The following is a 13924-nucleotide window of genomic DNA, read 5'->3' as shown; positions in this document are numbered from 1 at the left end:
AGTGCACACCATGACAAGATCCAGCCACGGCCCGCTTCGCGTCGGCATCGGCGGGCCTGTCGGATCCGGCAAAACGGCCCTGATGGAGGCGCTGTGCAAGCGCTTCCGCGACGCCTACGACCTCTGCGCCATCACCAACGACATCTACACCAAGGAGGACGCGCGCCTGCTCACCGTGGCGGGCGCCCTGCCCGAGGAACGGATCATGGGCGTCGAGACGGGCGGCTGCCCGCACACGGCCATCCGGGAGGACTGCTCCATCAATCTCGCGGCCATCGACCAGATGACGAAGCGCTTCCCCGGCCTGGACCTTATCCTGATCGAGTCGGGCGGCGACAACCTGGCCGCGACGTTCTCGCCCGAGCTGGCGGACATCACCGTGTACGTGATCGACGTGTCGGGCGGGGAGAAGATCCCCCGCAAAGGCGGCCCGGGCATCACCCGCTCGGACCTGCTGGTGATCAACAAGATCGACCTCGCCCCCTTCGTGGGCGCGAGCCTGGAGGTGATGGACCGCGACTCCAGGCTGATGCGGCGGGACCGACCCTATGTATTCACCAACGTGCGCTCGGGCGAGGGCGTGGAGGCCGTCGCGGCGTTCATCGAGAAAGCGGGCGGGCTGAAGGCCTAGCACGCACATTGCATCGGAAGGCGGGACTTTGTCCTTCGGAGATCCGCATGAAGCCTCACCTTCCTGCCGCCGCGGCCATCCTGATCCCTCTCGCCACCCCTGCCCTCGCCCATACGGGCCTTGAACCGCACATGCATGGGTTCGGGATGGGCTTCGCTCACCCCTTCTCCGGGCTCGACCACGTGATCGCCATGACGGCCGTCGGGCTTTGGGGCGGCTTTGTCGGCGGCGCGGCGCGGTGGGCCTGGCCGGCCGCCTTCATCGCCGCCATGGCCGCGGCGGCTACATTGGGGTCGGCGGGTGTGGCCTTGCCCTTCGCGGAGACTGGGATCGCGCTGTCGGTCGCCATCCTCGGCCTGGCGGTCGCCTGCGGTGTGCGGGCCCCGATCGCGCTCGGAGCCGCGCTGTGCGCCGCCTTCGCCGTCTTCCACGGCTACGCCCATGGGGCCGAGGCGCCCATGAATGCGGCAGGCCTTGCTTATGGAGCGGGCTTCCTGGCCGCAACCGCGGCGCTGCACCTCGCAGGCCTTGCGCTTGCAACCGTGGGCAAGCGGACCGGCTCGGCGCTGAGCCTGCGGCTCGCAGGCGGCGCCGTGCTGGCGGCCGGAGCCACGCTGCTGGTCGGCTGAAGGCACGCATCGGTCCCCCGCAGGCCAGTCCCGACCCCATGGCGCGCTATGCTGCATTGCAGGATGGCGCGCCTTTCTGTAGGCAGCGCCCAAACCCTGCGCCGGGATCCCAGCCCATGACCCTCGAGTCCTTCGTCCTCAAGCTCTCCTGCCCCAACCGGCCCGGCATCGTGGCCGCGGTCTCGACGCTGCTGTTCGAGGCCGGCTGCAACATCCTGGACGCGCAGCAGTTCGACGACACCGAGACCGGCCGCTTCTTCATGCGCGTCGTGTTCAACGGGGTGGAGAAGCAGCAGACCGCGGCGGACCTGCGGGAGCAGTTCCAGCCCGTGGCCGAGCGGTTCGGCATGGAATGGACGATCCGAGGGCGCGGCGAGCGCCGCAAGGTGATGCTGCTCGTGTCCAAGTTCGACCACTGCCTGGTCGACCTGCTCTATCGCCAGCGCAACGGCGAGCTGAACATGGACGTCTCGGCCGTGGTGGCGAACCACCCGCGCGAGACCTACTCCCACATCGATCTGGACGGCGCGCCCTTCCACTACCTGCCGGTGACGCGGCAGACCAAGATGGAGCAGGAGGCGCAGCTCTGGGACCTGGTCAAGAGCACCGGGACGGAGGTCGTCGTGCTCGCGCGCTACATGCAGGTGCTCTCGGACGGGCTCGCGGCGAAGCTCAGCGGCCGCTGCATCAACATCCACCACTCGTTCCTGCCGGGCTTCAAGGGCGCCAAGCCCTACCACCAGGCGCACGAGCGCGGCGTGAAGCTCATCGGCGCCACGGCGCACTACGTCACGTCGGACCTCGACGAGGGCCCGATCATCGAGCAGGACGTGGAGCGCATCTCCCACCGCGACACGCCGGACGACCTCGTCCGCAAGGGCCGCGACATCGAGCGGCGCGTGCTCTCCCGGGCGCTGGCCGACCACCTGGATGACCGCGTCATCCTGAACGGCCGCAAGACGGTGGTGTTCACCGGCTGAGGCGCCACGCTTCTGGCCCCTGGATCCCCTTCCCGGCCTGCTGCGCAGCCGCCGGGGATGACGGCGAGGACCGTCGGACCGCGCCCCTTCACGGCGCCTTCGGGCACTCCACTGCGAGCACGGCGCCCTTGGCGGCGGCGGCGATCTGGCCGGCGCTGAGGGGCTCGGCTGACCCGGCGCCCGCGCCGGGCTGGACGCCGTTCGCGGCCAGGAACCGCGCCACGGCCGCGCCGCTCACGGCGGGCCAACTTGTCGCCGGCGCCACGCCGGCCACCATCCTGGGCTCGGGCGCGTCCCCGGCGACCAGGCCGGCCACACGGCCACGACGGTCGAAGATCACCGTGCCGGCGGCCCCCTTCTGGAGGGGCGCGAAGACGCGCAGCGTCGCGGCGCCGGCGGGCGCGCGGGCTTCGGCCGCCGCCACGGCGAGTTGCGGATCGGGCGCGCCCGACAGGCCGAGCGCGACCAGCGGGGCGCCGTCGGCGAGCGAGTCAGCCGCGACCGGAAGCGCCGGCGCGCGCAGGCCGGCGGCCTCCAGCAGCCCCAGGCCCGCCGCCTTGTCGACCGCGAGGACTTTCGCCGGCTTGCGGTCCACGGTCGGCGCCGCGCACGCCGCGAGGGGCGCGGTCGTCACGGCGCGGCCGGGGGCGACCACCAAGGCCGAACCCAGGAGGGTCGGACCGCTCGCGGGCGCCGGGGGCGCGGCCGAAGCAGGGCCGGGCGCCGGGCCGGCGTTGGCCCGCGGTCCGCCCTGGGCCGGCGTCGTCGGGAACGGCTCGAAGCTGTTCGCGACGGCGATCGCGAGGCGGTCGAGCTCGTTTCCGGGCGTCGCCGGGTAGGTGAAGGTGAAGCCGCGCAGCCCTGCGGGGCCGCTTGCGATGCGCGTGTAGGTCTTCCGGCCCTCCAGATCGGCGGCGGTGACGAACCAGTCGGGGCGCAGCACCTTGTAGGTGGTGCGCCGGCCGGGGCCGTCCGCCTTGTAGCGATCGAACAGCGCCGGGAGGTCCGCCGGGCCGCCCGGCAGGCTGATCGTCTCCAGCAGTGCGCCGCCCGGCCCCGTGTAGCGGACGCCCCCGGGCACGGGTTGGGGCGGCCTGTCGAACAGGCGCCCGGGCACGCCGATGCGCACTCCGCTGCGCGGCTCCGCGATCTTGGCGAACCCCAACGCCTGCTTGGCCCGGGCGGCGGCGGCGTCCAGCGCGGCCCGGTCCTTCGGCTGCAGGATCCCGTCGGAGGAAACGCCGAGCCTCTTCTGGAAAGCCACGATGGCCCTGAACGTGAGCGGTCCGAAGCCGCCTGTTCCCGCGCCGGCGAAATCGCCGGTCCAGATGAGGGCTTCCTGGACCGCCTTGCGGTCCGCCTCGGGGAGCTGGTCGAAGGCGCTCCTGGCCGCGTCGTAGGCGGGGTCCTGCTTCGCCGCTGGCGGCGGCGCGCCCTGGGCCGCGGCGCGCGACGAGGCGCCCGGCGCCGAAAGGCAAGCCATGGCCGCGAGCCCCAGCAGGGCCGGCGCACGCCTCCGGCAGCGGTTCGCCATCGCGGATCTCCCTGGACCACCTTCAACTCGGCTTTTCAGAATGCCGCCTGTGAGGCTGGCCGCCAAGGGGCTCGCTTGCGGAAGCCCCACGGTAGGCCGCCCGATTCGTGATCTCACGCACATTGCGGCCCCAGGATGGAGTGCTACGCTTCAGCTCCGGTTTCCGCGGAGAATGCCCCATGCGCGCCGTCCTGAAAGCCCTGGCCCCGGTCATGGCGCTCGCCGCCATGCTCCTTGCCGCGCCAGTGGGCGCCCAGACCGGCAAGAGCTTCGTTCGGGACGACCTGGCCAGCGACGCCGTGCGGCTGGAGGAGACGCTACGCAAGGAGGGCGCGGCGGCGGCCCAGGGCAAGCAGGTCGAGCAACTTCGCCGGGACGCCGCCACCTTCATGGGCCGCGGTGACGCCCGCCGGGCGCTCACGCTCCTGGCCCAGGCGATCGCCCTCGATGCGCGCGACCCGGGCAGCTGGCTGGCCTACGGGCGGGCCGCCCTCGCGGTCGCCCCGGCGAACGCCACGGAGCGCTGGCGCCTGCAGGAGCGCGCCACGCAGGCGGCCTACGTGGCTTACCAGCGGGCGACGGCGCGCCCGGACGAGGCGGCGGCGCTCGCCGTCCTGGGCGAAGCCTACGCGCTCCGGGAGGTTTGGCGGCCGGCGCTGGACTCCTACCGGGCGAGCCTTCAGATCGCCGACAACGCCGCCATTCGCGGCGTGTACGAGGAGCTGCGGGACAAACACGGCTTCCGGGTGCTGGACTACAAGGTCGACAGCGACTCCTCCGCGCCCCGGGTCTGCTTCCAGTTCTCCGACCCGCTTGCGCGCGGGAAGGTCGATTTCACGCCCTATGTGGCGGTCTCCGGCAGCGCCAACGCGGCCGTGACGGCCGAGGACCAGCAGCTGTGCGTGGATGGGCTGAAGCATGGGGAGCGCTACGCGTTCGTGCTGCGGCAGGGGCTGCCGTCCAACGTGGGCGAGAGCCTGCTCAAGGCCATGGACTACGAGGTCTACGTTCGCGACCGCTCGCCCCAGGTGCGCTTCACGGGCAAGAACTACGTCCTGCCGCGGGTGGGCCAGGAGGGCATTCCGGTCGTCTCCGTGAACACCGCCAAGATGGACGTGACCATCGCGCGGATCGGCGACCGCAACCTGCTGCCCACCGTGCGGTCGGAGGACTTCCTGTCCCAGATCGGCGGCTACCGCGCCAAGCAGCTGGCCGAGGAGCAGGGCGTCAAGATCTGGTCCGGCACGCTGGACACCAAGCAGGAGCTCAACCGCGACGTGGTCACCGCCTTCCCGGTGCTGGAGGCGGTCGGCAAGATGGAGCCGGGCGTCTACGTGATGACGGCGCGGCCCTCGGGGGAGCGCTCCGCCTCGGCGTCGGACGAGGAGGATTACCAGCTGCGGGCCACGCAGTGGTTCGTGGTGTCCGATCTCGGGCTCACCTCCTTCGTGGGCGAGGACGGCGTCCATGTGCTGGTCCGGTCTCTCGCCAGCGCCGAGCCGCTGGGCGGCGTCGAGCTGCGGCTCGTGGCGCGCAACAACGAGGTGCTGGCGACCAAGCCGACGGACGCCTCGGGCTATGTCCGCTTCGATCCCGGCCTCGCCCGGGGAACCGGGGGCCTCGCTCCCGGGCTGGTCGTGGCCTCGGACTCGAAGGGCGACTATGGCTTCCTGGACCTGGGCCAGGCGGCCTTCGACCTCAGCGACCGCGGCGTGAAGGGGCGCGTCGCCCCCAAGGCGCTGGACGCCATGCTGTACACGGAGCGGGGCGTCTACCGCTCGGGCGAGACGGTGAACGTCACGGCGCTCCTGCGCGACCTGAAGGGGGTCGCGGTTCCGGGCCTGCCGCTGACGCTCGTGGCGAAGCGTCCGGATGGCGTGGAGTACAAACGCGCCGTCGTCGAGGACCAGGGCCTCGGCGGACGGGCCTTCTCCCTGCCGCTGCTGCCGGGCGCGGCGCGGGGCACGTGGCGGGTGCAGGCCTATTCGGACCCCAAGGCGCCAGCGCTGGGCGAGGTCACGTTCCTGGTCGAGGACTACGTCCCCGAGCGGCTGGAGCTGGAGCTCAAGCCCCGCCAGCCGAGCCTGAGGCCCGGCGAGCCTGCGCAGGTCGACCTTTCCGCCCGCTACCTTTACGGCGCCCCGGGCGCGGACCTGGAGGTTTCCGGCGAATACAGCATCCAGCCCATGGACGGCGCGCCCATGCCGGGGCTCGACGGCTACGTGGTCGGCCTGCAGGACGAGCCGTTCGAGAACGTCACGGCGGAAATCGAGGACAAGGCGACCACGGACGCGAAGGGCCGCGCCACGGTTTCGGTGGACCTGCCCGACCCGGCCGCGCCCCGGCCCGTGCAGGCCAAGGTCACGCTGCGGGTCGGCGAGACCGGCGGGCGCGCCATCGAGCGCTCCGTCACCATCCCGATCCGCCCCAAGGGGCCCGTCGCGGCCGTGAAGAAGCTCTTTGGCGACCTCGCCGAAGGAGCCGCCGCCACTTTCGACGTGCTGTATGTCGCGCCGGACGGCCAGAAGCTGGCCCGCAAGGGCCTGCAGTGGACGCTCAACAAGGTCGAGCGCCGCTACCAGTGGTTCAATCAGGACGGACGCTGGAACTACGAGGCCGTGAAGTCTGTGCGTCGGCTCTCCGACGGCGCCTTCGACGTGGCGACCGACGCGCCCGCCCGCCTCAGCATCCCGGTGCAATGGGGCGCCTATCGGCTCGACGTGCGCGGCGGCGGCGAAGGCGGGGACACGAGCGTGACGTTCACGGTCGGCTGGTCCGGCGACGCCACGGCCGAGACGCCGGACCTGCTCGAGGTCACCCTCGACAAGGCGGCCTACAAGGCCGAGGACACCATGTCCCTGAAGCTCGCGCCGCGGTTCGCCGGCAAGGCGACGGTCGCCATCGTGGGCGACACGGTCCACGACCTTCAGGTGATCGACGTGAAGCCGGGCGAAAACACGGTTTCCATTCCGGTGAAGTCGGACTGGGGCGCCGGCGCCTACGTCGTCGCGCTGGCTCACAGGCCGCTGGACACGGCCGCCAAGCGGCTGCCCGGTCGCGCGCTCGGCGTCGCGTGGTTCGCGCTGGACAAGGAGGCGCGCTCGATCGGCGTGTCGCTCGGCGCGCCCGAGAAGATGCGGCCTCGTGGCAAGCTCAGCCTGCCGATCCGCCTGGCCGGGCTCGCGGCCGGCGAGGAGGCCTACGTCACCGTCGCGGCCGTGGACGTCGGCATCCTCAACCTCACCCGCTACGAGGCTCCAAAGCCCTTCGACTATTTCTTTGGCCAGCGGCAACTCTCCACCGAGATCCGCGACCTCTACGGCTACCTGATCGACGGCATGCAGGGCACTCGCGGCGCCATCCGGGCCGGCGGCGACGTGGGCGCCCTGTCGGCGGACGTCAGCCCGCCCACGCAGGAGCCGGTGTCGCGCTATTCCGGCGTGGTGAAGGTCGGGCCGGACGGGACCGCGACCGTCGATTTCGACATCCCGGGCTTCAACGGGACGGTGCGGGTGATGGCCGTCGCATGGGCCAAGGGCCGGGTGGGAGGCGCGACGGCGGACGTGATCGTGCGCGATCCGGTGGTGGTCGCCGGCACGCTGCCGCGCTTCCTCAACCTGGGGGACCAGTCGCGCTTCTTCATGCAGATCGACAATGTCGAGGGGCCGGCGGCAGAATACGCCGTCGACCTCGACGTGCACGGGCCACTCGTGATCCCGGCGGCCTCCACCCGCACCACCGTGAAGCTCGACGCGAACGGCAAGGCCAGCGTGGTCATCCCGGTGACCGCCGCCGGCGTGGGCCTGTCCGGCATCGACCTGCGCCTGACCGGGCCGGGGGTCGACGCGACGCAGAGCTTCGCGCTGCGCATCCAGCCCGGCGCCTCGCCGGTGTACCGGCGCATGGTCCGGAGCTTCCCGGCGGGGTCCAGCATCACCCTGTCGAGCGACCTCCTGGCCGACTTCGTGCCCGGCACGTCGGCCGTGTCGCTCGCTGTATCGCCCGCAAGCGCGATCGACGTGCCGGCCCTGCTGCGGGCCCTGGACCGTTATCCGTATGGCTGCTCCGAGCAGACGGTGAGCCGCGCCATGCCGCTGCTCTACGTCAACAAGCTCGCCCGGACGGAGGCGCTGGCGCTCGACGACCAGGCTGACAATCGCATTCGCGAGGCCATCGACCGGGTGCTGTCGCGGCAGGATTCCAACGGAGCCTTTGGGTTGTGGTCGGTGGGCGGGTCTGAGGACCTGTGGCTCGACGCCTATGTCACCGACTTCCTGACCCGGGCCCGCGAGCGCGGCTTCGCCTTGCCGCAGCGGGCGCTCGACATCGCTCTGGACCGTCTACGCAACACGGTCGCCAACGCGACCGAGGTGGAGGAAGGCAAGGGCCAGGACCTCGCCTACGCCATCTATGTGCTCGCCCGGAACGGTCGGCCCGTGATGGGCGACCTGCGCTACCTGGCCGACACGAAGCTGAACGCCTTCGGGTCGGCGCTGTCGCGCGCCCAGGTCGGGGCGGCCCTGGCGCTGCTCGGCGACCGCGGACGGGCGCAAACCGCCTTCGGCTCGGCGCTGGACAAGATCCGCGCCACGAAGGACGAGCGCATCTCGCGGCCGGACTACGGCTCGCGGCTGCGCGACAGCGCGGGCATCCTGGCGCTGGCGGCGGAGTCCAACCAGGGCCGCGACCTCCTGCAGAAGGCCAGCGCCGTCGTGGAGGAGGCCCGCACCGGCGTGAGCTATACGAGCACGCAGGAGAACGCCTGGATGGTGCTGGCCGCCGAGGGCCTGTCCAAGGAGGCAGAGACGCTGCGCACGACGGTGGACGGCACGCCCCAGCAGGGCGCGCTTTACCGGGCGTGGAAAAGCGAGGCGCTGGACGGCCGCTCCGTCGTTGTCGCCAACGCCGGTCAGGTCGCCTCCCAGGCGGTGATCACGCTCTCCGGCGTGCCCGCCACGCCGGAGCCAGCCGCGAGCCAGGGCTATACGGTTGAACGCAGCTTTTACAAGCTCGACGGAATCAAGGTGGAGCCCACCAGCATCCGGCAGAACGACCGGCTCGTCGTGGTGCTCAAGGTGACCGAACCGGAGGCGAAGTTCGCCCGCCTGCTCGTGGTCGACATGCTGCCCGCGGGGCTTGAGATCGACAATCCGAAGCTCGTGGACAGCGACAGCCTCAAGAGCCTCTCCTGGCTAAAGCGGGACGTCGAGCCTGTCGCCGCGGAGTATCGCGACGACCGCTTCGTGGCGGCGCTCGACCGCTCGCCGGACCAACCCGCCGTGTTCAGCCTCGCCTACATGGTCCGGGCCGTGTCGCCTGGCCGCTATGTGCATCCGCCGGCGACCGCCGAGGACATGTATCGCCCGGACCGGTTCGGCCGCACCGCCTACGGATCGCTGGAAGTGACGCCGGCGCGGTGAGGCGATGAGCGGGACCAATCATGGCGGCCAGCCACCTCCTCACACCCTGAGGATCAGGTTCGGCCTCATGGCGGCGAAAGGGGCGCTGGCCGCGCTCGCCCTGGCCGGCGGACTCGCCCTCGCCATGTGGGCCTATGCGGAGACGCTGGGCCCGCTCGACCTGTCCCGCGCCAACGACGGTTCCGTCACGGTGACGGACCGGGACGAGCGCCTCCTGCGGGCTTTCACCACGCCGGACGGGCGTTGGCGGCTGCCGGTCACGACCGCGGAGGTGGACCCGCGATTCGTGTCCATGCTGACCGCCTATGAGGATCGGCGTTTTCGCTCCCACCCCGGGGTGGACTGGCGCGCCGCCCTGCGCGCGGCGTGGCAGGCGGCGCGCAGCGGGCGCGTGGTGTCCGGCGGGTCCACGCTGACCATGCAGGTGGCGCGGCTGCTGGAGCCCCGGGAGGAGCGGACCTTGGCCGCCAAGCTGCGGCAGGCCGTGCGCGCCGTGCAACTCGAGAGACGGTTCAGCAAGGACCAGATCCTCGATCTCTATTTCGCGCTGGCGCCCTATGGGGGCAACATCGAGGGCCTCAGGGCGGCCTCCCTGGCCTATTTCGGCAAGGAGCCGAAGCGGCTCACTTCCGCCGAGGCGGCGCTGCTGGTCGGCCTGCCGCAATCCCCGGAGACGCGCCGGCCTGACCGCTTACCCGGCGCGGCCCGGGCGGCGCGGGATCGGGTCCTGGAGCGAGCGGCGCGGTTCGGGGCGCTGGGGCGGCCCGAAGCCACGCTGGCGCTGGCGGAGCCTGTCCCGACCGCCCGTCGCCCGGTCCCCATGCTGGCGCCGCACGCAGCGGAGGCCGCCCTGCGGGCGGACCCGGCCCGGCGCATCCACCGGCTCACCGTCGAGGCGCGGCTGCAGGCCGCGCTGGAGGGCCTGGCGAGGGAGCGCGCGGAGGCGCTTGGGCCCAGGCTGTCCGTCGCCGTCCTGGTTGTCGACAACGCCACCGGCGAGGTGCGGGCCCATGTGGGCGCGGCCGACTACCTTTCGACCGAGCGCGCCGGGGCCATCGACATGGCGAACGCGGTGCGCTCGCCGGGGTCGGCGTTGAAGCCGTTCATCTACGCCCTCGCCTTCGAGACCGGGCTGGCCCATCCGGAAACGATCCTGGACGACCGGCCGTCGCGCTTCGGGCTCTACAGTCCCGAAAATTTCGATCTGTCCTACCAGGGCGCCGTCACGGCGCGGCGGGCGCTGCAGCTGTCGCTCAATGTCCCGGCGGTGGAGTTGCTGAACGACGTCGGCGCCGCCCGTTTTCTCGCCCGCCTCAGGCAGGCGGGCGCGGACGTCGTCGTGCCCAAGGAGGCCGCGCCGGGCCTTGCAGTGGGCCTGGGCGGGCTCGGCATCCGGCTGACCGACCTCGTGCGGCTCTACGCCGGGCTGGCGCGCGGCGGAGAGGCGCCGGCCCTGGTGTGGCGGGCGGACCAGCCGCCGACGGGCGAGCCGGGACGGCGGGTCGCGGAGCCGCTGTCGTCCTGGTACGTGTTCGACATCCTGCGCGGGGCGCCGCCGCCGCAGAACGCGCCGGCGGGGCGGATCGCCTACAAGACGGGCACCTCCTACGGCTATCGCGACGCCTGGGCGGTCGGGTTCGACAAGCGGGTGACGATCGGGGTGTGGGTCGGACGGCCGGACGGGGCCGCCGTGCCGGGGCTCATCGGCCGGCAGGCGGCCGCGCCCATCCTGTTCGACGCCTTCGCGCGGCTCGGCGGCGAGCCGGAGCCGATCGCGGCTCCCCGGGACGCGCTGTTCGCCACCAGCGCGACCCTGCCCCCTCCCCTGCGCCGGCTGCGCCATGACGCGCCGCGCACCCAGGCTGCCGCCGCCAACGCTCCGCTGAAGATCGCGTTTCCGCCCGATGGGGCGCGGGTGGACCTCGGGCTCGCCGCGGCTCCGGGCGAGGCGACGCTCGCCCTGAAGGCCCTGGGAGGCGTACCGCCGCTCACCTGGATGGTGAACGGCCGCCCCGTGGGCGAGCCCGAAGCCCGGCGCCAGGGGACCTGGAAGCCGGACGGCGCCGGCTTCGCCCGGGTCTCGGTGATGGACGCAGCCGGGGCGACCGACAGCGTGGTGGTGCGGCTCGAGTAAAGCCTACCTTCCCCTGAGGGGGAGGGTGGCGGCTTCGCCGCTCCGGCCGGGGATGCCAGCGCTGACATCCAGGACTCAGCCCAGCTTGCGCATGACCTCGGCGGCGATGGCGAGGGAGGAGGTCAGGCCCGGGCTCTCGATGCCCAGCAAGTTGACCAGGCCCGGGACGCCGTGGTCGGCGGGGCCGTCGATGCGGAAGTCGGGGGCCGGGTCGTGCGGGCCGGCGATCTTGGGGCGGATGCCCGAATAGCCAGGCGCCAGCGCGTTCTCCGGCAGGCCGGGCCAGTATTTGCGGATGGCGGCGTCGAAGCCCTCGCCGCGCCTGGGATCGACCTCGTAGACGAGGTCGTCCACCCACTCGATGTCCGGGCCGAAGCGCGCCTGGCCGCCGAGGTCGATGGTGAGGTGGACGCCGAGCCCGTGAGTGTGCGGGGCCGGGTAGATCAACCGGGTGAAGGGCGCCTTCGCGGTGAGCACGAAGTAGTTGCCCTTGCAGAACTGGGTGTCCGGCACGCGGGCGGGGTCCAGCCCGTCCACCGCGCGGGCGACGCGGGAGGCGTGCAGGCCGCCGCTGTTGATGAGCAGCGTCGTGGTGATCCGCATGGGCTCGGCGCCGCCGGTCTCCACCACGATGCTGTTGCCCGTGGCGTCCGCCCGCAGGAAGGGCGTGTGGAAGGCGAACATGGCCCCCGCCTCCTCCGCGTCGCCCTGCAGGGCGAGCATGTAGGCGTGGCTGTCGATGATGCCGGTCGAGGGCGACCACAGGGCCCCGACCGTGTTCAGCGCCGGCTCCATGGCGAGCGCCTCGGCGGCGCTGATCATGGTCAGGTCGTCGCAGCCATTGGCGAGGCCCTTGGCGCGGATCGCCTCCACGGCGGCGAGTTCGACCTCGTCGGTGGCCACCACCAGCTTGCCGCAGCGCCGGTGCGGGACGTGATGGCTCTCGCAGAAGGCGTAGAGCTCACGCCGGCCCTCGACGCAGAGGCGGGCCTTGAGGCTTCCGGCCGGGTAATACAGCCCGGCGTGGATCACCTCGCTGTTGCGCGAGGAGGTCTCCGTGCCGATTCCCTCGGCCTGCTCGAGCACGATCACCGACCGTCCGGAGAGCGCCAGCTCCCGGGCGACCGCGAGGCCGACGACGCCGGCCCCGACCACGATGGCGTCGACGTCGCTCATGCTAGACGAGCTTGGCCGCGCGCGGGTCGCGCCGGGCGAGGCGGGACAGCAGGTATTCCACCTCGGCCTTGGCGGCGGGCGTGATGGAGGAGCCCGGCTTGCGCTGCGCGTCCGAGGCCAGGATGCCGCGCCGCTTCAGCACGTATTTGCGCACGGCGAGGCCGATCGCGGGCTGCTGCTCGTAGCGCACCAGCGGCAGGTGGGCGTCGAAGAGATCGTGCGCCGCGTCGCGCTGGCCCTCGGCGGAGAGGCGCACCACGTCCACCAGCATCTCCGGGAACGCATATCCGGTCATGGCGCCGTCGACGCCGCGCTCCATCTCGAAGTCGAGGAACAGCCCGCCGTTGCCGGTGAGGATGGAGACGTGGCGGAGCCCGCCCTCGGCCTCGAAGCGGCGCAGGGTCGAGATCTTCTCCAGGCCAGGCCAGTCCTCGTGCTTCAGCATCACGCAGGAAGGGTTGTCCATGATGATGCGCTGGATCACCTTCGGGGTCATGACCACCGAGAGGGTCAGCGGATAATCCTGGATGCAGAAGGGGATATCGGTCCCGATCGCCTCCACCGCCTGGGCGTAGTAGCCGACGATCTGGTCGTCCGTGCGCAGCGAGGGCGGCGGGGCGATCATGACGCCGCCTGCGCCGGCGTCCATGACGGTCCGGGCCAGGGAACGCATGGCGGCGAAGCCGGGCGCGGACACGCCGACCAGCACGGGCAGGCCCTGGGCGCGCCGAATGATGCGGGTGGCGAACTCGACCGCCTCGGACCCATCGAGCTTGGGCGCCTCGCCCATGATGCCCAGGATGGTCATGCCGGTCGCGCCGATCTCGCGGTACCAGTCGACCATGCGGTCGGTGGAGGCCCAGTCGATCTCGCCCGATTCGGCGAACGGGGTCGGGGCGATCGGGTAGACCCCCTTGGCGTGAATTCCAAACATCAGGCGCTGCTCCCGGCGATTTTTCTCCCCCTGCGTCTAGGACGGCCCGGGCGGGCGAGCAAGCGCGCCGGACGCATGGCGGAAAGGCGTTGGTTCGGCCTTGGGGATGAATGCCTCTCCCGTCCTTGCGAGGAGCGCAGCGACGAAGCAATCCGGGGGCCATGCGCGCGACCCTCTCCTTATGGTGGCGCCCAGTCCCCCCTGGATCCCCTTCCCCTGCGCGGCTTCGCCGCTCCGGCCGGGGATGACGGCGGTGGGGTTGGGTCGCCTTCCCCCGTCCTTGCGAGGAGCGCAGCGACGAAGCAATCCAGGGGCAAGGCGCGCCGGTCTGTCCGTTGGCGATGAGGATGGCGCCCAGTCCCCCTGGATTGCTTCGTCGCCCTTTGGGCTCCTCGCAATGACGGGGGAAATTCTCTCCCGCGCAGCGGGGGAGATGTCGGCGAAGCCGACAGAGGGGCCATTCCGACGGCTCCATTGTTGCGGTTT

Annotated in this window: 8 protein-coding genes; 5 read left to right on the top strand and 3 right to left on the bottom strand. The window is 71.8% G+C overall.

Going from position 1 to position 13924, the window contains the following annotated elements; translation table 11 throughout:
• The first annotated feature begins 10 nt into the window (after positions 1–10).
• The 3 genes from ureG to purU all read left to right on the top strand — a co-directional run bounded on the left by ureG (position 11) and on the right by purU (position 2240).
• Positions 11–631, top strand: a complete 621-nt coding sequence (ureG, locus tag SLNSH_RS18430; protein ID WP_106338567.1) for an urease accessory protein UreG — start codon at positions 11–13, stop codon at positions 629–631.
• Positions 632–678: 47 nt separating this feature from the next.
• On the top strand, positions 679–1260 hold the full coding sequence (locus SLNSH_RS18425) for a HupE/UreJ family protein (protein ID WP_106338565.1): 582 nt from the start codon (positions 679–681) through the stop codon (positions 1258–1260).
• A 116-nt stretch (positions 1261–1376) separates the two neighbouring features.
• The gene (gene purU / locus SLNSH_RS18420; protein ID WP_106338563.1) at positions 1377–2240 is read left to right on the top strand and encodes a formyltetrahydrofolate deformylase; all 864 of its coding nucleotides are present in this window, start codon (positions 1377–1379) and stop codon (positions 2238–2240) included.
• Positions 2241–2328: 88 nt separating this feature from the next.
• On the opposite strand, the gene SLNSH_RS18415 is transcribed toward purU, so the two are convergent.
• Positions 2329–3774 (bottom strand): peptidoglycan-binding protein, encoded by a 1446-nt coding sequence (locus tag SLNSH_RS18415; protein WP_158266817.1) that lies wholly within the window; start codon positions 3772–3774, stop codon positions 2329–2331.
• Positions 3775–3953: 179 nt separating this feature from the next.
• On the opposite strand from SLNSH_RS18415, the gene SLNSH_RS18410 reads away from it, so the two are divergent.
• The gene (locus tag SLNSH_RS18410) at positions 3954–9194 is read left to right on the top strand and encodes an alpha-2-macroglobulin (RefSeq protein WP_106338559.1); all 5241 of its coding nucleotides are present in this window, start codon (positions 3954–3956) and stop codon (positions 9192–9194) included.
• Positions 9195–9261: 67 nt separating this feature from the next.
• Positions 9262–11328: a penicillin-binding protein 1C gene (gene pbpC / locus SLNSH_RS18405; RefSeq protein WP_245422403.1), complete on the top strand. Its 2067-nt coding sequence runs from the start codon at positions 9262–9264 to the stop codon at positions 11326–11328.
• 75 nt (positions 11329–11403) lie between these two features.
• Here pbpC and SLNSH_RS18400 read toward each other — a convergent pair whose 3' ends face one another.
• Together SLNSH_RS18400 and SLNSH_RS18395 are read right to left on the bottom strand one after the other, a co-directional pair.
• Positions 11404–12504, bottom strand: coding sequence for an NAD(P)/FAD-dependent oxidoreductase (locus SLNSH_RS18400; RefSeq protein ID WP_106338555.1), 1101 nt, complete (start codon positions 12502–12504; stop codon positions 11404–11406).
• 1 nt (position 12505) lies between these two features.
• Positions 12506–13438 (bottom strand): dihydrodipicolinate synthase family protein, encoded by a 933-nt coding sequence (locus tag SLNSH_RS18395; RefSeq protein WP_106338553.1) that lies wholly within the window; start codon positions 13436–13438, stop codon positions 12506–12508.
• Positions 13439–13924 lie beyond the last annotated feature (486 nt).

Origin of the sequence: Alsobacter soli (assembly GCF_003004785.1) — a bacterium.
Taxonomy (GTDB): domain Bacteria; phylum Pseudomonadota; class Alphaproteobacteria; order Rhizobiales; family Beijerinckiaceae; genus Alsobacter; species Alsobacter soli.
The sequence above is the reverse complement of the archived record's forward strand: the minus strand, read 5'-3'. Positions and strand labels throughout refer to the sequence as shown.

Excerpts from the sequence above, each read along its gene's own strand:
- SLNSH_RS18415 (WP_158266817.1), bottom strand. The coding sequence starts at position 3,774 with ATGGCGAACCGCTGCCGGAGGCGTGCGCCGGCCCTGCTGGGGCTCGCG.
- pbpC (WP_245422403.1), top strand. The coding sequence starts at position 9,262 with ATGGCGGCGAAAGGGGCGCTGGCCGCGCTCGCCCTGGCCGGCGGACTC.
- SLNSH_RS18425 (WP_106338565.1), top strand. The coding sequence starts at position 679 with ATGAAGCCTCACCTTCCTGCCGCCGCGGCCATCCTGATCCCTCTCGCC.
- SLNSH_RS18400 (WP_106338555.1), bottom strand. The coding sequence starts at position 12,504 with ATGAGCGACGTCGACGCCATCGTGGTCGGGGCCGGCGTCGTCGGCCTC.
- SLNSH_RS18395 (WP_106338553.1), bottom strand. The coding sequence starts at position 13,438 with ATGTTTGGAATTCACGCCAAGGGGGTCTACCCGATCGCCCCGACCCCG.
- ureG (WP_106338567.1), top strand. The coding sequence starts at position 11 with ATGACAAGATCCAGCCACGGCCCGCTTCGCGTCGGCATCGGCGGGCCT.
- SLNSH_RS18410 (WP_106338559.1), top strand. The coding sequence starts at position 3,954 with ATGCGCGCCGTCCTGAAAGCCCTGGCCCCGGTCATGGCGCTCGCCGCC.
- purU (WP_106338563.1), top strand. The coding sequence starts at position 1,377 with ATGACCCTCGAGTCCTTCGTCCTCAAGCTCTCCTGCCCCAACCGGCCC.